Here is a 21,241-nt window from a genome sequence, read left to right on the forward strand (position 1 = left end):
CCCCGATTGTGTCAGGGGCCCACCGCGCCGCGGAGCACCAGGGCGACCGCGGTCTCCGGGAGGTCGTCGGGCATCGCGCCGTCGAACTGGGTGACGTACATGTGCACCAGGCCGCCGAGCATGGCGATCACCAGGTGCGGGTCCGTGTCCGGCCGCAGCTCGCCGGCCGCGACCGCGCGCCGGACGATCTCCTCGGAGGCGGCCATCCGCACGGCCCAGAAGTCGGCGCGGGCCGTCGCCACGTCCGGGTCGTCCGCGAGCGAGCCGCCCCGGACCAGCGCGGACCCGACCGGTGAGCGGCAGAACGCGATGAGCGAGCGCATGAACTCGGTCAGGTCCGCCACGACCGATCCCGTGTCGGGGATCGGGATGTCCTCGTCGACACGGGAGAGCAGCGCGTCGAGCAGCAACTGGGGCAGCGTCCCCCACCGACGGTAGATCGACGTCTCGTGGACCCCTGCCGCGACGGCCACCTCGGCGATCCGGACGCGGTCGATGCCCTCGCGCTCGATGCGCTCCAGCGTCGCGTCGAGGACGGCGCGCCGCAGCTTCTCGCCGCGCTTCTGCGGGGTCGGTCCGGCGGTGGCCATGGTCGCAGTCTATCGCAAGTGCCCTTGCGTTACTGCCGCCCGACCCTTACCCTCGCCGTAACGCAAGTCAAGTTGCGTTGTCCGGAGGAGAGCCGATGCCCCAGAACGTGACCACCTACCGCGGGATCCGCTACGCCCACGCCGAGCGGTTCGCCCCACCACGCCCGGTCGCCTTCACCGGGGTGCCGGAGCCGGGCGGCCGCTCGGTCGCCGCTCCCCAGGGCCCGAGCCGCATCGCGCTCGTCATGGGCACGCCCGCACCCGTCGACCAGAGCGAGGACTGTCTCGAGGTCACCGTCTTCGCCCCGCAGGCCGAGCCCGGGCGGACCCTGCCGGTCCTCGTATGGCTGCACGGCGGCGCGTATCTCACCGGCTCGGGCGGCTGGAACCTCTACGACGCGACCGACCTCGCCGCCACCGGGCCGATGGTGGTCGTCTCGGTCAACTACCGCCTCGGGCTGCTCGGCTACGCCAGCTCGCCGGGCCTCGCTCCGGGGAACCTGGGCCTGGCCGACCAGATCGCGGCACTCGCCTGGGTGCAGGCGAACGTCGGCGCCTTCGGCGGTGATCCCAGCCGGGTCACGCTCGCCGGCCAGTCGGCCGGCGCGCAGTCGATCATCGCGATGCTCGGCATCGAGTCGACGCGGGGGCACTTCCACCGCGCGATCGTCCAGAGCGCACCCCTCGGCCTGGGCTTCCACTCGGCGCGGGACGCGGCGCGCGCCGCGGAAGCCATCGCCGGCGACGGGCGGACCGACCTCGCGACCTGCGCGGTCGAGGAGATCCTCGCCGCCCAGCAGCGATCGGCGATCGCCCTGGCCGGCCCCGGCATGCTCCGGGCCACCCCGCCCCTCCAACCGGTGTGGGGGGTGGACCCGCTGCCCGACCCCGCGTCCTGGGACCGCGCGCTCGCGGCGCGGATGCGGGAGGTGGAGCTGATGATCGGCTCCACCGCCGACGAGGCGGCCACCTTCCTCGCCGACCCGCACCCCGTCTACTCGAGGGTCCGACGCCTGCCGCTGGTCGGGACGCGGGCGCTGGACCGACTGCAGCGCGCCATGACCGAGCGGGTCTTCACCCGCGGTGCCGCGGACCTCGCCGACCGCTGGTCCCGGGCGGGCGGGCGCGCCCATCTCTTCCGCGTCGGAGCCCTCGACGCGGCGAACCCGTTCGGCGCCTGCCACTGCATCGAGCTGCCGTTGCTGTTCGGCGACGACGCCGGCTGGCGCGATGCCCCCATGCTGCGCGGCACGGCGCCCGTCCGTCTCGCCGAGAAGCGCGCCTCCCTCCGGAGCCGCTGGGCGGGCTTCGTCACCGACGGCGACCCCGACTGGGACGTCCACGTGGCCGGACGGGCGCCGTACGAGCTCTGATCGGAAAGGAGTGGGCATGTCCACGTCACGTGTCGCCGAGGTCATCGGCGCAGGCATCGCGGGACTCAGCGCGGCGACGGCACTCGCGCAGCGCGGGTGGACCGTCACCCTGCACGAGCGCCAGGACGCCGTGCGCGCCGTCGGCGCCGGCATCTACCTGTGGGACAACGGCCTCGCCGCCCTGGAGGGCCTGGGTGCGTTCGACGAGGCCACCCGCGGCGCCCACATCGCGCCGGCGGTCGAGGCACGCTCGTCGACCGGGCGCAGTCTGTACCGGATCCCGATCAACGAAGCGGGCGGCACTCGCTGCTTCACCGTCCTGCGGGAGACCCTGATCTCCGCGCTGCGCAGCGCCGCGCAGACCTCCGGCGTCACCCTCCGGACCGATGCGCAGTGCCTCGCGGCCGCCCCGGAGGGCATGGTCACCTTCGCCGACGCCGAGCGTCGCGCCGACCTCGTCGTGTGCGCCGACGGTGTCGGGTCGCGGCTGCGCGACCGACTCGGGCTGGTTTCCGAACGGGTGCAGATGCGCGAGGGGGCCGCCCGCATGATGGTGCCTGTCGAAGCCGCCGGCGGGCTCGACGTGCACGCCGAGTACTTCGGCACCCGTCGCCGGGTGCTCGTCACCCCCTGCACGTCCGAGCTCGTCTACGTCGCCCTGGTCGGCGAGGCGCCCGGCGACACGGCGCCCGGAAGGAGTCCGGCCGACGGCTGGGACGAGGAGTTCGCGACACTCGGCCCGCTCCTGCGGGCACGACCCGAGTCCGTCGTGCCCTGGGGCCGCTTCGAACTGGTCCGCCTCACCGCGTGGTCGCGCGGCTCGGTCGCCTTCCTCGGCGACGCCGCGCACGCCCAGCCGCCGTACCTCGGCCAGGGCGGTGGCACCGCGATGATGAACGCCCTGTCGCTGGCCGAGATCGTCACCGCCACGCCGGACGTCACCGAGGCACTGCGGATCTGGGAGCGCGTCCAGCGCCCCGCCGTGGAGCGGACCCAGCTGACGTCGTACCGGATGCGCACCCTCGACCGCCTCCCGAACGCGCTCCGGTCCGCGCTGCTGGTCACCGCCGCCCGGGTGCCCGGCGTCATGAGCTCCTCACTCGCCGCGACCCGGGAGCGGCCCGCGGGCCTGCCGCGATGAGCACACCCCACCAGCCCCCGACAACGAGAAGGAATGGGAGAAGGAATCGATGATCACCACGATGCGCATAGGAGACGTCGACATCGCGTTCGACGACCAGGGCTACGCCCCCACGACCCCGGCGATCGTGCTGCTGAACGGCTGGGCACACGACCACCGCGCGTGGAACCGGTTGCTGCCGTACCTGCGCGACGACTTCCGGGTCATCCGGGTCTGCTGGCGCGGTCACGGCCCGGACCGCACACCGCGCGGCGACTTCGGGGTCGCCGAGCAGACCGCGGACACCATCGGCCTGCTGGACCAGCTCGACGTCGAACGGTTCGTGCCGCTCTCGCACGCCCACGGCGGCTGGGTGGGCCTCGAGATGGCCGACCGGCTCGGTCCCGACCGGGTGCCGGCGGTCCTGCTCCTCGACCTGATCATGACGCCGCCGCCGCCGGAGTTCGCGGCGGGCGTCGCCGCGCTGCAGGATCGCGCGACCTGGAAGGCGGCACGCGACGGGCTGTTGCGCTCCTGGCTGGACGGGAGCACGAACCAGCCGGTGCTCGACCACGTCCGGTACGACGCAGGCGGGTTCGGCTACGACATGTGGGCGCGCTCCGGGCGCGAGGTGCAGGCCGCCTACGAGCGGTGGGGGTCCCCGATGGAGCGGATGGCGCAGCTGGCCGGCGAACGCCCGATCCGGCACGTCTTCAGCCACCCCGACGCCCCGGAGTACGACGAGCTGCACGCCGAGTACGCCGCCGCCCATCCGTGGTTCAGCTATACCCGGCTCGGCGGCGAGACCCACTTCCCGGGTATCGAGCTCCCCGCCGAGGTGGCCGGCGAGCTGCGCGCGCTGCTGGACGGGCTGACCTGACCCGCCCCAACCTGACTTGATCTGACGGGCCGGTGACGCGACCGCCGGACGCCGCCGCGGCGCTCGATCGGTGGGACCGTCACCGGGCCGTCCCGGCAAGTCGGGCCGCGCGGCCCTGGAACCCGGGCCGACGGGACCGCGAGGGTCGGCGGCATGCGACCTTCACGACCTCTGCGCCTCCTGGTGCTGACGATGCTCGCCCTCGTGGCGAGTGTCCTCGGCTTTCCCGGAGCGGGCCCCGCACCGGCCACCGCCGCCCCCTCCAACGCGGGCACGATCGTCTACCTCAAGGGCTACGACGTCTACGTCGCCCGGCCCGACGGCACCGGCGAACGCCGGATCACCACCGACGGAACCGCGGCCGAGCCGTGGGTCTCCCCCAGCGCCGCCGACAACGGCACCGTCGTCGCCGCGCGGGGAACAAGCATCGTCCGGATGGACCAGTGGGGAACGTTCCTCAACAGCTTCGATCCGCCGGACCTGTGGGACTCGGCGGCGGAGACCATCGGCGGCCGGATCGACCACGTCGTGGTGTCGCCGGACGGGTCGAGGGTGGCCTACACCTATGAGCACCACACCTGCCCTCGCTACGGCGGCCCCTGCCGACTGCGGTGGACCACGGCGATCAGCGCGTCCACCGGCCTGACCGACGCTCGACAGTACGGCTTCGCGTACTACCCGGACCCGTCCTGGGTCACCGGATCGCGGCTGGTCACCGGCGGCGACACCGACGACCTCAACATGTTCGATCCCGGCGTCAGCCAGAACGCGTGGTTCTACGACGCGCAGCCCAATGTGACCGACCCGCACAACCTGTTCGAGCCGACGATCTCGCGCGACGGCACCATGATGGCGACCGTGCGCGGCGAGGGCGCCGAGCAGCACATCGCGAGCTGGCAGCTCAACGGGGACATCCTCCGCGGCCCGGTCGGACCCGGCCGGCCCGAGATCTGGCCGGACCTTGCCTGCAAGTGGCTCGACAGCGGCTCCTCGAGCCCGACCTTCTCGCCGGACAGCACCTCGCTGGCCTGGGCCGACGGGGCCGGGGTGTGGGCGGTCGAGGACCCGCTGGACTGCAACGACGCGACGCTGGTGATCCCCGGCGCCTCCGCACCACACTGGACCAACGCGGCGCTGCAGTCGGTCCGACCGGTCTACAACTTCGGCAAGGGCGCCAGCCCGACCGTCGAGGCCAAGAAGGGCAAGGTCAAAGTCGGCAAGAAGCTGCACGCCACCGCGGGATCCTGGAGCCCGGCGCCGACCGCCGTCCGCTACCAGTGGCTGCGCAACGGCAAGCCGATCAAGAAGGCGGCCTCGCCGACGTACAAGGTGAAGAAGAAGGACCGCGGCCGCAAGCTCAGCGTGCGGGTCACCGTCAGCCGGGCCGGGTACGCCGACGCGGTCGCGGTCAGCAAGAAGGTCAAGGTGCGCCGATGAGGCGGGCCGCGCTCCGGGCCGTCGCCGGCCTGGTGCTGACCCTGGCCCTCGTCGGCTGCGGCGACGACGGCGACCCGGCCGCGGACTCCCCTGCCGACGCCGGATCGGCCGACAGCCCGGGCGGCGACGTACCGGACGTACCGGACGTACCGGACGTACCGGAGGAGTGCCGCGTCGCCTTCCCCCAGGCGCTGGGACCGGCGGAGCTGAGCGAGCTCGCGCTCCTGCCCGACGGGTTCCCCGACCCGCCGGTCGAGGCGACGCTGTGCATCACCGCCGAGACCGTCGGGGGCGCCCAGGAGACCGCGTCCTACGCCACGACGGCGTCGGCGGACGAGGTGCTCGCCGGCTACGAGACCGCCTTGGCAGCGTACGACGCGGTGCGCGACCAGGACGGCGTCGGGCGGCCGATCGTGACGGCGACCGCCGATGGCGTCACGATCCAGGTCACCCCCCAGGACGGCGGCTTCGTGCTGGCCTTCGCTCGCTGACGTCGAACCCGTCACGCGGGGTCGCCGAAGCGACGATGATGACGCATGTGTCCGCATCCGAGATCCCGACGAGGCCAGGTGACAGCCCCCCACGTCCCCATGTCGCCGGTCTCGTCGGGTCCGGGATCGGAGTCGCCCTGATGCTCCTCGCGGCGACCACCCTCGTAGCGCTCCTCACGACGGCGGACGTCGCGGGCCCGTCGTACGAGATACGGCGCGAGCTGGCGCCGCTCGACCTGATCGCGTGCCTGATGTACGGCCCGCTCGGTGCGTTGATCGTGGTCCGCAGCGGGCATGCCGTCGGCTGGGCGTTCCTCCTGATCGCCGCCGGGTACGCCGTCACTGCCGCCGGGCAGGCCTGGACGATCCTGTGCGTCGCCCATCCCGGCCTGCCCGGAGCCGCGGTGGCGCCGCCGCTGCTGCTGACCGGGTGGACGACCGCGACCCTGACCTCGCTGCTGGTGCTGCCGTTCCTGCTGACCCCGACGGCGCCGACCGGATGGGCGCGCCGGTTCGCGGTCGCCGGTGGGGCCGTCGTCGCCCTGGCCAGCGTCTTCCGCCTCCTCCTCCAGACGCCAGGGGCACCCGCGAACCCGTTCGTCGGCGGCTCCGAGGCGGTCTCCCACTTCGCCTACGACGCCGATGCCGGCCTGATCCCGATCTACTTCCTCCTCGGCCTGGCCGTCGTGGGCTGGCTGGCTCATCGGCTCCGCACCGGGGACGCCGAGGAGCGGCGCGGCCTGTCCTGGTTGTTCGTGGCGCTGCTCCTGGTGGCAGTGGCCTACATGACCTTCGAGATCGGCATCAGCCTCGACGGCACGTGGTTCGTCGCCGGCATCGTGCTCCTGGCGATCGCCGAGGTGATGCTGCTCGCGGCGGTCTTCGTGCTGATCCGGCGCCAGCCGTCGTGGCGGGTGGACCTGGCGATCTCCCGCACGCTGGTCGGTCTGCTGCTGACGACCAGCCTGGTGGCGGCGTACGTCGTCTCCGTGTGGGCGATCGGCACGATCGCCCCGTGGGGCGCGGAGTCGTCGGGACTGGTGGTCGTCGCTGCGCTGGCCCTGGCGGTGCTGCCCTTGCGGGACTGGCTGCAGGGACAGGTCGAGCGGTTGGTCTTCGGCTCCGGGGCCGACCCGTCGGCGCTGTTGGAGAGGATCGCCCAGGCGATCGACGCCGGCGATCCGGACAGTCCGCAGCTGAGCAGCCTCGTCGAGGCGTTGCGCCGGGCGCTCCGGCTCGCTCGCGTCGAGGTGAGCCTCCACGACAGCACCGTGGCGTCCGCGGGCCGCCGCGACGAGGACGACGCTGATCGCGCCCTGCATCTCGACCTGCATCCGCGGGGCCGGACCGTCGGCGTGCTGACCGTCGTACCGCCCCGCGGAGAACGACTCGACCCGCGCACCGTGCGCCTGCTCCGCCAGATCTCCGGCCTGGTCGCGGTCGCCGCTCAACTGGACGACGCGAACCGCGCGGTGGAAGAGGCCCGCGCCCGGGCGGTGGAGGTGCGCCAGGAGGAGCGGCGGCTGTTGCGCCGCGAGCTCCACGACGGGCTCGGCCCGGCGCTGTCCGGCACCGCCCTCGCCCTCGCAGCGGTCCCCGCCACGTCCTCGCTGAGCGACGCCGACGCCGTGCTGCTCAGCCGACTCGTCGACGAGCTGAGCAGGCGGGCCGACGATGTGCGCCAGATGGCCCGGGTCCTGCTGCCTCCCGTCCTCGACGAGGGCCGTCTCGGCGACGCGCTGCACCTGCTGGCCGAGCGGTACTCGATGCCTCGCTTCTCCGTGACGGTGGACGCACCGTACGCCGACCGGCTGGACGGCATCCACCAGATCGTCGTCTACCAGGTGGCGGCCGAGGCGGTGCGCAACGCCGCACGGCACGCGGGCGCTCGTCACTGCGCGGTGCGGCTGAGCCTGCCCGCCGACGGCGGGGTCCGGCTGGAGGTGTCCGACGACGGGCACGGGATCGGCGACGCCGTCGTCCCCGGTGTCGGGATGGCGTCGATGCGCGAGCGCGCCGCGGAGCTCGGCGGGACGGTCGAGGTGAGTCCTGGTGAGGAGAAGGGGACCTGTGTGGTCATGATGCTGCCGTGAACGGGAACGAGCCGATCCGGGTCCTCGTCGTCGACGACCACCCGGTGTTCCGGATCGGGATGGCCGCGCTGCTGCGCTCCCTCCCCGACGTCGAGGTGGTCGGCGAGGCCGCCGACCAGGCGGAGGCGCTGGCCGTGGTCGAGGAGCACGCGCCCCAGGTCGTCCTCATGGACCTCGACCTGGGCGACGACTCCGGCGTCGAGACCACCCGCGAACTCTGCCGCCGCGACCCGACCCTCGGTGTCCTGGTCATCACCATGCTCGGCGACGACGACTCGTTGTTCGCCTCGATCCGGGCCGGTGCGCGCGGGTTCCTGCTCAAGGGCGCCTCACCCGACGAGGTGGCGCGGGCCGTCCGCTCGGTCGCCAACGGCGACTTCCTGCTCGGCCCCCAGCTCGCCCAGCGCGGAGCGCTCTACCTCTCCGGCGCCCGGACCCGTGGCACCCTGCCGTTCCCGGAGCTGACCGACCGCGAGCGCGAGGTCGTGGATCTCGTGGCGCGCGGCTACGACAACGCCACGATCGCCCGTCGCCTGGTGCTGAGCAGCAAGACGGTGCGCAACTACGTCTACGGGGTGCTGGCCAAGCTCGACGTCGCCGACCGCGGCCAGCTGATCGTGCGCGCTCGCGAGGCGGGCCTGGGCGGCGAGGAGGGCGACGACACGGCCAGCTGAGCCGCTGAGCGTCCCTCGACCCGCGGGTCGCGGTCGCGCCGGGCGTCGTACCGGATGTCCGCCGGATGTTCGCGCCCGTTGTCCCGCCCGATGTCCTGCCCGATGTCCCGACCGACGGCCCGGAAGGTCGTGACGCGGGGACCTGACACCCGGGCCGTCCCGCCACCGAGTCTCGGAGCATGAACGAGACCACTCCCCTGTCCTCCTCCGCGCCCGCGTCATCGGACACCTCGGCCGGCGGCGGCTTCACCGCCTGGCCGCTGCTCATCTCCCTGTGCGGGCTGCTCGGTGTCATCGCCCTCTTCCTCGAGGGTCGGCCCGACGGCAACGGCGACTTCGACTACCCCGTGACCGCCGAGGACGTGCTCGGCCTCGACCACGTTCCCTACCGGCTCTCCGGCGCGGTGGGCTACGTCCTCGCGCTGCTGCTCATCGCGGCCGCCGTGCTGTGGCGGCACCGGGTCGAGCGCCGGTTCCCCGGGTCCTCCGGCGCCACCGCGGTGTCCTACGGCGTGCTCGCCACCGCCGCCCTGGTCACCCTGACCTACGGCTGGCGCGGAGCGGTCGGCAATTACCTCCCGACCGGCGCCGAGGGCGACACCTACGACGCGGCGGGCGTCTACAGCTACTACATCATGACCGACTTCAGCCCCTATATCGCCTTCATCCCGCTGCTCGCCTCGGCGTACGGCCTGGCCTGGATGGCCTTCCGCGAGCGGCTGGTCTCCCGTGGCCTCGGTGCGCTCTCGGCACTGCTCGCGTCCGCGCTGCTGGTCGCGGTGTTCGTCACCGGCGTGCCCGGGCTGCCGTCGATGATCATCGTCGGCCTGATCGTGGCCGGTATCTGGCTCGCACTCGGTCGTAGCCCGATCACCGCGGCGCAGTCATGAGGTGCCGCGCCATCGCCGCCGCCGTGGTCGCCGCGGCGGCCGCCGCGGCGACGTCCTCGACGGTCCCAGCACGGGCCGCGGCCCCCGATCCGGGAGGGTCGCTGTGGGACGTCACCCCGCCGGAGGTCCACCTCGACATCCCCACCAGTCCGGGCGAGGGAGCCTGGAGCGGTTGGTACAGCGGCCCGGTGACGATGCAGGTCAACGCCTCGGACAACATCGGCGTCGGTCGCATCGAGTGGTGGCGCACCGGTGCACACGAGGACACCGGCCGGGTCGGGAGCGAGGGCACCTCCCTCACCTTCACCACCGAGGGCGTCACCACCACCAAGGTCGTGGCGACCGACCTCGCCGGACTCGAGGCGGCCGAGACCTGGGGCGTGGGCCTCGATCTGACCGACCCGACGATCACCTTCGGCGGCAGCGCGGCGAACGGCCAACCCATCCGCCGGGGCGAGGAGCGTCGTCTCGCGATCACCTGCGCGGACGTGCCGACGGCGGTCGTCTCGTGCCAGGCCCGCATCGGCCAGGACCGGTTCGGGTTCGGGGAGCCGGTCCCCACCGTCGTCAACGGCAGCTACGCGATCCACGTCACCGCCGTCGACGCGGTCGGCCGGATGACGGAGCGGACCTTCACCTATACCGTCGTCGACCCACCGCTGCAGGTCACCGGCAACCCGACCATCGACGGCAACCCCACGACCGCGCAGGTCGGCACCGTCCTCCTCGCGCACGGTGGCACCTTCGCCCCTGCCGCAACCCGGGTGGACTATCACTGGAAGGTCGAGGGCCGCCCCGACGTGGTCACGCCGGCGTACCAGGTGAAGCCCGAGGACGTCGGCAAGCGCATCTCCCTCTACGCCACCGGCCACCGCGCTGAGCACGAGACCGCCACGACGCCGGTGGTCGGCAGTGTGTTGGCGGCGTCCGGCATGTTCGACGTGGCTGGCCGTCCCGTCGTGTCGGGCACGGCGCGCGAGGGCGAGACCCTCAGGATCGTCCAGCCCGCGATCGCACCGCGGCCTCAGATCATCTCGAACTACTGGACCATCGACGGTGCGGTGGTGGAGACCGACTCGCCGAGCCTTCCGCTGACCCGCGACCATGTCGGCGCGACGGTCGAGTGCCATCAGACCTACACCCGGCCGGGGTACGCCGAGGCTCGGGTCCCGTGCGTCTTCGCCGACGGCTCGACCAGCGTGACGGTGTCGGGGACTCCCGTGCCGCCGGGCACGAACTCCGCCTGGAGCGTGCTGGTGCCCACCGCCCTCAAGGGCAAGGCGACCGTCGGCAAGAGGCTCCGCGCCGTGCTGCCCCAGCTGTCCGGTCCGGCCGGCAGTCACACCTACCAGTGGCTGCGCAACGGCAAGCCGATCGCGGGTGCCACCGGCTCGGCGTACAAGCTCCGTAGGGCCGACGCCCGGCGCAGAGTCGCCGTGCAGGTGACCGCCTCCACGGCCCACCGACCCGACGTCGTCTCGGTCTCGGCCGCCAAGAAGGTGCGCCGGTGACGCGCCGCCGCATCCGGAGCTGCCGGCTCCTCGCGACGCTCGCGCTGGTGTGGACCGGGGCGGGCATCGCCGTCCCTGCCCACGGCGCTGGCAGCCAGGCCGACGACGTCACGCCACCGACCATCCACATCAGCATGGCCGAGAGCCCCGGCACGGGTCCGTGGGCAGGCTGGTACGCCGCCCCGGTCACGATCGTCATGTCCGCCACGGACGACACCCATGTCTCCTCACTCAACTGGAGGATGATCGGAGCGCAGCCCGGAGCCGCCGGCAGCGCCGGGACTGACATCACCAAGGACGTGTTCGTCCAGGGCATCACCACCGTCACCGTCACCGCGCGCGACCCCGCCCGCAACGAGTCCAGCCGCACCTTCGGCGTCGGCATCGATCTCACCGACCCGACCGTCACCTTCGGCGGCGACGCCTACGGCGACATCATCCGACGAGGTGAGGTGCGCCGGCTGACCTACACCTGCGCCGACCAGCCTACGGCGGTCGTTTCCTGCGAGGCCCGGATCGGAGAGGTGCCCTTCGCCTCCGGGGAGCCGATCCCGACGGAGAGCAACGGCCCCAGAACCGTCACCGTCACGGCGACCGACGCGGTAGGACGCCGGGTCGAGGAAACGTACTCCTACGCCGTGCTCGATCCCCGCCTGGCGGTGGTCAGCCCGCCAGAGATCGTCGGCGCCCCGGGAACCGTCCGCGTCGGCGAGACTCTGACCGCCATCGGGGGTCGGTTCAAGCCCGAGTCGACCACGACCTACCGCTGGGTGCAGGACAACGAGGTCCTCGCCGAGGGCCCGTCGTACGTCGTGCGACCCGACAACGTCGACCGCCTGATCCGGGTGCAGGCCTCCGGCACACGTCCGGGCTACGAGGACGCCACCATCGACAACGAACATGCGGTCCGGGTGCTGCCGGCAGCCGCCCCTGTCACCGACCAGGCGTGGACCGTACTGAAGCCGGCCTCGCTCGAGGGCAATGCCCGCGTGGGCAAGCGGCTGCGCGCCGTGCCTCCGCGGCTCTCCGGCCCCGCCACGTCGTACGCCTACCAGTGGCTGCGCAACGGCAGGCCCATCAAGGGCGCGACCCACGCGTCGTACAAGCTCCGCAAGGCCGACGCGAGGCGCAAGGTCGCCGTCCGCGTCACCGCCATCACCGCCCACCGACCGGACACCGTCTCGGTCAGCACTCCACGGAAGGTACGCCGATGACAAGGTTCGTGTACCGAGGGGCGGTCCTCCTCGCCATCGCCCTCTCCATCTCGCTCACCGGTGCCACCGCCGCCCACGCCGACCCGGTGGAGGACACCATCCCGCCGGACATCTGGGTGGAGATCGGCCCTAGCCAGGGCACAGGACCGTGGGTCGGCTGGTACCGATCCCCGACCGCGGCGACCGTCCGGGCCTCGGACCGGACCGGCGTCGCCTATCTCTCCTACTCGCTCGCCGGCGCGCAGACCGGCGCCGCGAGCACCACCTCCTCCGCGAAACTGGATGTCATGCTCGAGAAGGAGGGGCTCTCGACGTTCCGCATCCATGCGAGGGACTACGCCGGCAACACCAGCACTCTCACGTACGGCGTCGGCATCGACCTCACCGACCCGACCGCGGCGATCACCGGTCTCACCGACGGCGCGAACCTGAAGAACGGGGAGCTCCGGCGGGCCGAGTTCTCCTGCGGCGACCCGGGCGGCGCGATCGTGTCATGCGAGGCGACCAACGACGGTGCGCCGTTCACCTCAGGGAGCCTCGTCACCACCGCCAAGGCCGGACCCCATCAGCTGAAGGTCACCGCCATCGACAGGGTCGGTCGCCGCTCCGAGCGCGTCCTCGACTATCAGGTCGGACGCAGGGACCTGAGGATCGTCAGCCTGCCGGTGATCACCGGCAACCCGACCAACGTCCGGATCGGCGAGCAGTTGACCGTGGGAGGCGCGGTCTTCGATCCGGCGCCGGACGCCTTCCGCTACGAATGGACCGCCGCCGGCCAGGTCGTCGCCCTCGGACCTGCCTTCACGCCGACCGCGGAGCACCTCGGCAAGCGGGTCGCCGTGGTGGCCTACGGCTCGGGATCCGGAAGTCAGTACGGCGAGACCTACACCCCGCCCGTCGGCGACGTGCTGGTACGCCCCGCTCTGTCGCCGATGACCGTGGTGGAGCAGCCCTCCATCATGGGCGATCCCACCACCGTCTCCCCCGGTGTCGTCCTGCGCGCGAGCGGCGGCGCATTCTCGCCGGAGCCGGAGAAGGTGACCTTCATGTGGTTCGTCGACGACAAGCTCGCCGGCACCGGCCCAACCTGGACGCCCGGCGTCGAGCACCTCGGCACGTCGGTCCAGCTGATGGCCGTGGCCACCCACCCCGACCACTTCGACACGCCGAGCGGCAGGACCCCCGGAGTCCGCGTCGTTCCGAGTGCGCCCGATCCCGGCGGGCCCGGTCCGGGCGGGCCCGGTCCGGGCAGTCCTGCCCCGGGCGATCACGCCGGTGCTGCCTGGAGCCTGCTGACCGCCGCGACGGTCGAGGGCAAGCCGACCGTCGGCAAGAGGCTACGCGCCGTCCTCCCCCAGCTCTCCGGTCCCGCCCAGTCCTGGACCTACCAGTGGCTGCGGGGCGGCAAGCCGATCAAGGGCGCCACCAAGAAGGCCTACCAACTCCGCAAGACCGACCGGCGACGCAAGGTCACCGTCCGCATCACCGCCACGAGCGCCGCCGGCGCGGTCATCGTCTCGACCGCGAAGCCCAAGCGCATCCGCTGAGACCTGCTCCGCACCCAGTCAAGGATCCCCCGTCATGAGACATCGCCTGCTCACCGCCTTTGCCCTGACCCTGGCCTCCGCGCTCACCGCGGCTCCAGGCCCGCGCGCCGACGCACTCGCCGACGGCCTACCACCGGTGATCACGGTCGACGTCAGAGCCAGCGACGGCCAGGGGGCCTGGGTCGGCTGGTACCAGGACACCGTCTCGCCCGTGCTGAGAGCGACCGACGACGACGGCATCGCCCGCCTGGCCTACCGGCTCACCGGCGCCCAGACCGGGGAGGGCAGCATCGTCGGAGCGCTGCTCCCGGTCACCATCTCCGCCGAGGGCCTGACCACCATCGAGATCACCGCCACCGACACCGCCGGCAACACCGCCACCCGCAGCTACGGCGTCGGCATCGACCGCGCCGACCCCACCGCCATCGTCACCGGCCTCGATGCCGGAGTGCCCCGCGGCGAGACCCGCACCGCTGAGTTCTCCTGCGCCGACCCCGGCGGCCCCAGCAGCGCGATCGTCTCCTGCATCGCCACCCACGACGGGGCTCCCTTCACCTCCGGCAGCCGCGTCGACACCTCCCAGCACGGAGAACACACCGTCGCCGTCACCGCGACCGACCGGGTCGGCAACGTCACCCGGTACGTCTATCCCTATCGCGTCACTCGCTACACCCTGATCAGGCCGCCCGCCATCGAGGGCGACCCCACCATCGTCAAGGTCGGGCAGCAGCTTCGCGCGAGCGGTGGGATCTTCGAGCCGACACCCGGCGCGGTCAACTACGCGTGGTACCTCGACGGCGTCCACATCGCCAACAACGCGACCTACACCCCATCCCCCAGGGACCGTGGCAAGCGGATCTCGCTCCGCGTGACCTGCTCGGACGGAGGTGGCGGCTTCGAGAACACGACGAGTCCGCTGCCCACGGCAGGCATCCTGATCCAAGCGGACCTGCGGGTGGACAAACAGCCCGCCATCGCGGGCAACCCGGCCACCATCCGCCCCGGCTCCGTGCTCCGGGCCACCGATGCCGAGGTCGCCCCCAAGCCCAGCGGCATCACCTACCGGTGGTACGCCGACGGTCAGCAGGTCGGCACCGGCAAGGAGTACGCCGTCCAGCCGGCCGACCTCGGCAAGACCATCGCCATGGATGCCGTCGCCATCGCCCCCGACCCGAGCTATCTGGACACCGTCAGCGCTCGCGTCGGCTCCGTCAAGGTCGAGCCGCACGTCTTCCAGACCCAGAAGCCGCCGGCGGTCACTGGCACCGCCGATGTCGGCGGCAGCCTGACCATCACCGACGGCGCCGTCACCCCGACCACCCCGCCCGCCAGCAGTCACTGGGTCGTCGACGGCGCCGTCGTGGCCACCGGCAACCAGCTCACCCTCACCCGCGCCCACGCCGGCCGCGCCGTGGCCTGCCATCAGGTCTTCACCGCCCCCGGCTACGCCGACCTCACCCTCCCCTGCACCTTCCCCGGCGACGCCACCAGCGTCACCATTCCCGGCACCCGCACCGACGGCCCCGACAGCGACGCAGCGTGGTCGGTGCTGGGGCCAGCCCGGATGAAGGGCAAGGCGAAGCCCGGCAAGACTCTCCGCGCGGTCCTCCCGCAGGTCTCCACGCCGGCTGCCGGCTACCGCTACCAGTGGCTGCGCAACAACAAGCCCATCAAGAAGGCCACCAGAGCGACGTACCGGATCCGCAAGCCCGACCGCGGACGCAGGATCGCCGTCCGCATCACCGCGATCTCGCCAGGTCGGCCCGACCTGGTCTCCCACAGCCCGGCGAAACGAGTGCCCCGATGACGATCCACCGACGACATGCACTGCTCCCTCTTCTGCTCCTGAGCGGTGTGCTCACGACCACGGCGGGTCAACAGAGCGCGGCGGGCGAGGACCTGAAGAACTTCTACTACTACGGCCCCAACCCCTCGGTGCCGGAGGTCCCCTATGTCGGCGAGGCTCTGACGGTCACTCGCGCCGGCCTCCTCCCCGACCCCCAGTACGTCGAGACGCTCTGGACGATCGACGACACCACGCGGGGCGATACGGGCCATCGCCTCCTGCTCACCGCGGAGCTGCTCGGGTCCCGGATCTCCTGCGAGCAGTCCTACAGCCATCCGGGCTACCGCTCTGTCACGCTGCCCTGCGCGTTCAACGCAGGCAACGCTGGGCTGCCCTGGGTGATCGTGCAGGCCCGTCCGGGCGGGCCGACCACGCCCACCCCGACCATGCCCACCCCGACCACCCCGACCACGCCGACGACCGATTCGGCGTGGATGGCCACGACGGCCGCCGCGCTCAAGGGCAGGGCCGAGGTCGGTGCGAGGCTCCGCGCCGTCCTCCCTCAGCTCACCGCACCTGCCAGCACCTACTCCTACCAGTGGCTGCGCAGCAACAAGCCCATCAAGAAGGCCACCACGGCGACGTACCGGATCCGCAAGGCCGACCGCGGGCGCAAGCTCAGCGTCCGGGTCACCGCCTCCGCGCCCGGCCAGACCGACCTCGTCTCGGTCTCACCGGTCAGGCGAGTCCGCCGCTAGTCCTCTCCCCCACGGAGGAACCCACACCCGAGAGGAAAGGACGACGGCCCTCCCGAGCTGCGCTCGGGAGGGCCTTCGGCGGGTCAGCGCTCACTCGCGGACGCCAGCGCCGACGGCACCACAGTCACCGGGAACGGCGATGTCGCGGTCCATGGCCGATCGCCCGTGCGGTCCACGACCGTCTCGTACACGTTGTCGCGCAGCTCCCACACGATCAGCCGACCCGCCAGCGGGTCGACCGCCCAGTACGAAGGGATCCCGGCCCGCTCGTAGCGCTTGTACTTCGTGTTCAGGTCGTAGAGCGCCGTGCTCGGCGAGAGGATCTCGCCCACCAGCAGTGGGCAGACCTCGATCGGGTCCGTTCCCACGACCGCGGCGGGATCGATCACCATGACGTCCGGCTGCACGGCAGTGTCCGCCGACAGGATGTCGAACGGCGCCGCCAGCACCTCCAGGTGCTCCGGCAGCGCCGACAGCAGCAGCTTGATCAGCCGCATCTGCGTGCGCTGGTGCTCGATCGACGGCCCCGCCATGACCGTGACCACCCCGTCAATCAGCTCGAGCCGGCGATCCGGCTCCCACAGTTGCCAGACGTCGTACGCCGTCAGCACCTGCCCCTGCGGCAGGTCGAGGTCCACCGTCATGACGCCCATTGTGCACCGCCTCTCCGGTCCGAGTCATGCGTCGATCCTGCGGGCACGCCGACCTGCCCGCAAACGGCTCTCCACAGTCGTCCGCAGACAAGACGAGGGCCCTCCCGAGCAGCGCTCGGGAGGGCCTTGGGGCGAAACCGGTGGCGGAGGGACGCCGAGCGACGGAGCGCAGGGAGCGAGGAACGAGCGACCGGAGCGGAGGAATCGGCGTTCCTCCGCTCCGGTCGTCTTGCCGCCAGTCCTACTCAGCCATCTCCGTCACCCGGCCGCGGGCCGGCAGCGTGGCGCGAGGAACGAGCGACACGCTCGGCCAGTTCAACTCAGTTCTGATAGGAACCGAAGTCGAAGTCGTCCAGCGCCACGGCCTGGCCCTGGTTGCCGAACTCGTAGTCGTAGGACTCGTAGCCCGTGACGGCGTACGCCGCGGCGCGCGCCTCCTCGGTCGGCTCGACCCGGATGTTCCGGTAGCGCTCCAGGCCGGTGCCGGCCGGGATCAGCTTGCCGATGATCACGTTCTCCTTCAGACCACGCAGGCTGTCGGAGCGGCCGTTGATCGCGGCGTCGGTGAGGACCCGGGTGGTCTCCTGGAAGGAGGCCGCCGAGAGCCACGACTCGGTCGCGAGCGAGGCCTTGGTGATGCCCATGAGCTCGGGACGACCCGAGGCCGGCTTGCCGCCCTCGGAGACCACGCGGCGGTTCTCCTCCTCGAAGCGGACCCGGTCGACGAGGTCGGACGGGAGCAGGTTGGTGTCGCCCGACTCGAGCACCGTGATCCGGCGCAGCATCTGCCGCACGATGATCTCGATGTGCTTGTCGTGGATCGACACACCCTGCGACCGGTAGACCTCCTGGACCTGGTCGACGAGGTGCTGCTGCGTACGGCGGACGCCGAGGATGCGCAGCACCTCCTTCGGGTCCTCGGTGCCGGCGGTGAACTTGTCGCCCACCTCGACCCGGCCGCCGTCCTCGACGAGCAGACGCGAGCGGCGGGAGACGGGGTACTCCTTGACGTCGCTGCCGTCGTCGGGGGTGACGACGATGATGCGCGCCTTGTCGGTCTCCTCGATCTGCACGCGGCCGGCGGCCTCGGAGATCTGGGCGTGACCCTTGGGGGTGCGGGCCTCGAAGAGCTCGACCACACGGGGCAGACCCTGCGTGATGTCGTCGGCCGAGGCCACACCGCCGGTGTGGAAGGTACGCATCGTCAGCTGCGTGCCGGGCTCACCGATGGACTGCGCCGCGATGATGCCGACGGCCTCACCGATGTCGACGAGCTTGCCGGTGGCCAGCGAGCGGCCGTAGCACTTCGCGCAGGTGCCGGTGCGAGCGTCGCAGGTCAGCACCGAGCGGACCGTGACCTGCTCGATGCCGGCCTCGATCAGCTCGGCGATCTTGACGTCACCGAGGTCCTCACCGGCGACCGCGAGCACCTCGCCCGTCGTCGGGTGGGTGATCTCCTTGGCCGCCGAACGGGCGTACGCCGCGGTCTCGGCGTTCTCGTCCTTGACCACGACGCCACTCTCGTCGGTCACGCCGATGACCTTGGGCAGGCCCCGCTCGGTGCCGCAGTCGTCCTCACGGATGATGACGTCCTGCGACACGTCGACCAGACGACGGGTCAGGTAGCCCGAGTCGGCGGTCCGCAGCGCGGTGTCCGCCAGTCCCTTGCGGGCGCCGTGGGTGGAGATGAAGTACTCCAGCACGGAGAGACCCTCGCGGAAGTTGGCCTTGATCGGCCGCGGGATGATCTCGCCCTTCGGGTTGGCCACCAGACCACGCATGGCGCCGACCTGGTTGATCTGGTTGAAGTTACCCGAGGCTCCCGAGTGCACCTGCACGTAGATCGGGTTGGTCGGGTTGGCCTCGAAGGTGGAGCGCAGGGCCTTGCCGACCTCCTGGCTCGCCTTGGTCCAGATCTCGATGAGCTCCTGGCGGCGCTCCTCGTCGGTGACCAGACCGCGCTCGTACTGCTTCTGGATCTTCGCCGCCGCGCCCTCGTGCTCGGCCAGGATCTCGGCCTTGTTGGGGGGCGTGATCACGTCGGCGATCGACACCGTCACACCGGAGCGGGTCGCCCAGTGGAAGCCGTTGTCCTTGAGGGCGTCCAGGGACGCCGCCACGACCACCTTGGGGTAGCGCTCGGCGAGGTCGTTGACGATCGCGCCGAGGCGCTTCTTGCCGACCTCCTCGTTGACGTAGGGGTAGTCGGCCGGCAGCGCGTCGTTGAAGATCGTGCGGCCCAGGGTCGTCTCGACGATGGTCGCCTCGCCGTCCGCGACGCCCTCGAGGGCGTAGTCGCTGAGCCGGATCCGCACCTTGTCCTGCAGCGCGATCTCGCCGCGGTCGTAGGCCATGATCGCCTCGGCCGGGGACATGAACGTGCGCAGGCGGGTCTCGCCGTCGACCTCGACCGTCGCCTCGCCACGCTCGGTGGTGAGGAAGAACAGGCCGATGATCATGTCCTGGGTCGGCATGGTCACCGGACGGCCGTCCGACGGCTTGAGGATGTTGTTGGTCGACAGCATCAGGATCCGCGCCTCGGCCTGGGCCTCGGCGGACAGCGGCAGGTGCACGGCCATCTGGTCGCCGTCGAAGTCCGCGTTGAACGCGGTGCAGACGAGCGGGTGGAGCTGGATGGCCTTGCCCTCGATCAGCTGCGGCTCGAAGGCCTGGATGCCGAGGCGGTGCAGGGTGGGCGCACGGTTGAGCAGCACGGGGTGCTCGGTGATGACCTCTTCGAGGACGTCCCACACGACCGGGCGGGCCCGCTCGACCATCCGCTTGGCGGACTTGATGTTCTGCGCGTGCGACAGGTCCACGAGCCGCTTCATGACGAAGGGCTTGAACAGCTCCAGGGCCATCTGCTTGGGCAGACCGCACTGGTGCAGCTTGAGCTGCGGACCCGACACGATGACCGAACGCCCCGAGTAGTCGACGCGCTTGCCGAGCAGGTTCTGACGGAAGCGACCCTGCTTGCCCTTGAGCATGTCGGACAGCGACTTCAGCGGCCGGTTGCCCGGGCCGGTGACGGGACGACCGCGGCGGCCGTTGTCGAACAGCGAGTCGACGGCCTCCTGGAGCATCCGCTTCTCGTTGTTGACGATGATCTCCGGCGCGCCGAGGTCGAGCAGCCGCTTGAGGCGGTTGTTGCGGTTGATCACGCGGCGGTAGAGGTCGTTGAGGTCGGACGTCGCGAACCGGCCACCGTCGAGCTGCACCATCGGGCGCAGGTCCGGCGGGATGACCGGGACGGCGTCGAGGACCATGCCCTCCGGCTTGTTGCCGGTCTTGCGGAACGCGTCGACGACCTTGAGCCGCTTGAGGGCGCGGACCTTGCGCTGGCCCTTGCCGGTCGCGATGGTCTCGCGCAGGTTCTCGACCTCGGCCTCGATGTCGAAGCTCTGCAGGCGCTTCTGGATCGCCGTGGCGCCCATGTGGCCCTCGAAGTACTTGCCGAACCAGTTCTTCATCTCGCGGTAGAGGACCTCGTCACCCATGAGGTCCTGCACCTTGAGGGTCTTGAACGTGTCCCAGACCTCGTCGAGGCGGTCCAGCTCGCGCTGGGCGCGGTCGCGCAGCTGCTTGAGCTCGCGCTCGGCGCCGTCGCGGACCTTGCGGCGCTGGTCGGCCTTGGCCCCCTCGGCCTCGAGCGCGGCCAGGTCCTCCTCCAGCTTCTTGGTGCGGTCCTCGAGGCCGGCGTCGCGGCGCTTCTCGATGGACTGCCGCTGCAGGCCGATCTTGCCCTCGAGGTCGGACAGGTCGCGGTGCCGCGCGTCCTCGTCGACGGAGGTGATCATGTAGGCGGCGAAGTAGATGACCTTCTCGAGGTCCTTCGGCGCCAGGTCGAGCAGGTAGCCCAGTCGGCTCGGGACACCCTTGAAGTACCAGATGTGGGTCACCGGGGCGGCGAGCTCGATGTGGCCCATCCGCTCGCGGCGCACCTTGGAGCGGGTCACCTCGACGCCGCAGCGCTCGCAGATGATGCCCTTGAAGCGGACCCGCTTGTACTTGCCGCAGTAGCACTCCCAGTCCCGGGTGGGACCGAAGATCTTCTCGCAGAAGAGGCCGTCACGCTCCGGCTTGAGCGTGCGGTAGTTGATGGTCTCCGGCTTCTTGACCTCGCCGTGGCTCCACGTCCGGATGTCGTCCGCGGTGGCCAGGCCGATCTGAAGCTGGTCGAAGAAGTTCACGTCGAGCACGATGGCTGCAACCCTTCGTTGGATC

16 protein-coding genes are annotated in these 21,241 nt (G+C 71.5%); 13 read left to right on the top strand and 3 right to left on the bottom strand.

Annotation, left to right across the window (positions count from 1 at the left end; genetic code table 11):
- Positions 1-11: 11 nt before the first annotated feature.
- The gene (locus tag QJ852_22760) at positions 12-590 is read right to left on the bottom strand and encodes a TetR/AcrR family transcriptional regulator C-terminal ligand-binding domain-containing protein (GenBank protein WGX95960.1); all 579 of its coding nucleotides are present in this window, start codon (positions 588-590) and stop codon (positions 12-14) included.
- Between the two features lie 95 nt (positions 591-685).
- Here QJ852_22760 and QJ852_22765 point away from each other — a divergent pair, with 95 nt between their 5' ends.
- The 13 genes from QJ852_22765 to QJ852_22825 all read left to right on the top strand — a co-directional run bounded on the left by QJ852_22765 (position 686) and on the right by QJ852_22825 (position 16,364).
- On the top strand, positions 686-1,963 hold the full coding sequence (locus QJ852_22765) for a carboxylesterase family protein (GenBank protein WGX95961.1): 1,278 nt from the start codon (positions 686-688) through the stop codon (positions 1,961-1,963).
- Positions 1,964-1,979: 16 nt separating this feature from the next.
- The gene (locus QJ852_22770) at positions 1,980-3,104 is read left to right on the top strand and encodes an NAD(P)/FAD-dependent oxidoreductase (GenBank protein ID WGX95962.1); all 1,125 of its coding nucleotides are present in this window, start codon (positions 1,980-1,982) and stop codon (positions 3,102-3,104) included.
- 61 nt (positions 3,105-3,165) lie between these two features.
- Positions 3,166-3,963 (top strand): alpha/beta hydrolase, encoded by a 798-nt coding sequence (locus tag QJ852_22775; GenBank protein ID WGX95963.1) that lies wholly within the window; start codon positions 3,166-3,168, stop codon positions 3,961-3,963.
- 153 nt (positions 3,964-4,116) lie between these two features.
- Positions 4,117-5,400, top strand: coding sequence for a hypothetical protein (locus tag QJ852_22780; GenBank protein ID WGX95964.1), 1,284 nt, complete (start codon positions 4,117-4,119; stop codon positions 5,398-5,400).
- The gene (locus QJ852_22785) at positions 5,397-5,891 is read left to right on the top strand and encodes a hypothetical protein (GenBank protein WGX95965.1); all 495 of its coding nucleotides are present in this window, start codon (positions 5,397-5,399) and stop codon (positions 5,889-5,891) included. Before QJ852_22780 ends, QJ852_22785 begins: the two co-directional genes overlap by 4 nt.
- A gap of 140 nt (positions 5,892-6,031) precedes the next feature.
- Entirely contained in the window at positions 6,032-7,984 is a 1,953-nt protein-coding gene (locus QJ852_22790) for an ATP-binding protein (protein ID WGX95966.1), read from the top strand.
- On the top strand, positions 7,981-8,658 hold the full coding sequence (locus QJ852_22795; protein ID WGX95967.1) for a response regulator transcription factor: 678 nt from the start codon (positions 7,981-7,983) through the stop codon (positions 8,656-8,658). The genes QJ852_22790 and QJ852_22795 overlap by 4 nt, the downstream gene beginning before the upstream one ends.
- 179 nt (positions 8,659-8,837) lie before the next feature.
- The gene (locus tag QJ852_22800; GenBank protein WGX95968.1) at positions 8,838-9,548 is read left to right on the top strand and encodes a hypothetical protein; all 711 of its coding nucleotides are present in this window, start codon (positions 8,838-8,840) and stop codon (positions 9,546-9,548) included.
- Complete coding sequence (locus tag QJ852_22805) at positions 9,545-11,059, top strand: hypothetical protein (protein WGX95969.1); 1,515 nt, start codon at positions 9,545-9,547, stop codon at positions 11,057-11,059. Before QJ852_22800 ends, QJ852_22805 begins: the two co-directional genes overlap by 4 nt.
- Complete coding sequence (locus tag QJ852_22810; GenBank protein ID WGX95970.1) at positions 11,056-12,273, top strand: hypothetical protein; 1,218 nt, start codon at positions 11,056-11,058, stop codon at positions 12,271-12,273. The genes QJ852_22805 and QJ852_22810 overlap by 4 nt, the downstream gene beginning before the upstream one ends.
- On the top strand, positions 12,270-13,820 hold the full coding sequence (locus QJ852_22815; protein WGX95971.1) for a hypothetical protein: 1,551 nt from the start codon (positions 12,270-12,272) through the stop codon (positions 13,818-13,820). The genes QJ852_22810 and QJ852_22815 overlap by 4 nt, the downstream gene beginning before the upstream one ends.
- A gap of 34 nt (positions 13,821-13,854) precedes the next feature.
- Entirely contained in the window at positions 13,855-15,627 is a 1,773-nt protein-coding gene (locus QJ852_22820; GenBank protein ID WGX95972.1) for a hypothetical protein, read from the top strand.
- A complete protein-coding gene (locus QJ852_22825) occupies positions 15,624-16,364 on the top strand; it encodes a hypothetical protein (protein ID WGX95973.1) in 741 nt (246 codons plus the stop codon). The genes QJ852_22820 and QJ852_22825 overlap by 4 nt, the downstream gene beginning before the upstream one ends.
- 83 nt (positions 16,365-16,447) lie before the next feature.
- Here QJ852_22825 and QJ852_22830 read toward each other — a convergent pair whose 3' ends face one another.
- Both QJ852_22830 and QJ852_22835 read right to left on the bottom strand, forming a co-directional pair.
- The gene (locus QJ852_22830; protein ID WGX95974.1) at positions 16,448-17,002 is read right to left on the bottom strand and encodes a Uma2 family endonuclease; all 555 of its coding nucleotides are present in this window, start codon (positions 17,000-17,002) and stop codon (positions 16,448-16,450) included.
- A 335-nt stretch (positions 17,003-17,337) separates the two neighbouring features.
- A complete protein-coding gene (locus QJ852_22835; GenBank protein WGX95975.1) occupies positions 17,338-21,216 on the bottom strand; it encodes a DNA-directed RNA polymerase subunit beta' in 3,879 nt (1,292 codons plus the stop codon).
- Between the last annotated feature and the right edge of the window lie 25 nt (positions 21,217-21,241).

The sequence above is a fragment of the Nocardioides sp. L-11A genome (assembly GCA_029961745.1).
Lineage (GTDB): Bacteria > Actinomycetota > Actinomycetes > Propionibacteriales > Nocardioidaceae > Nocardioides.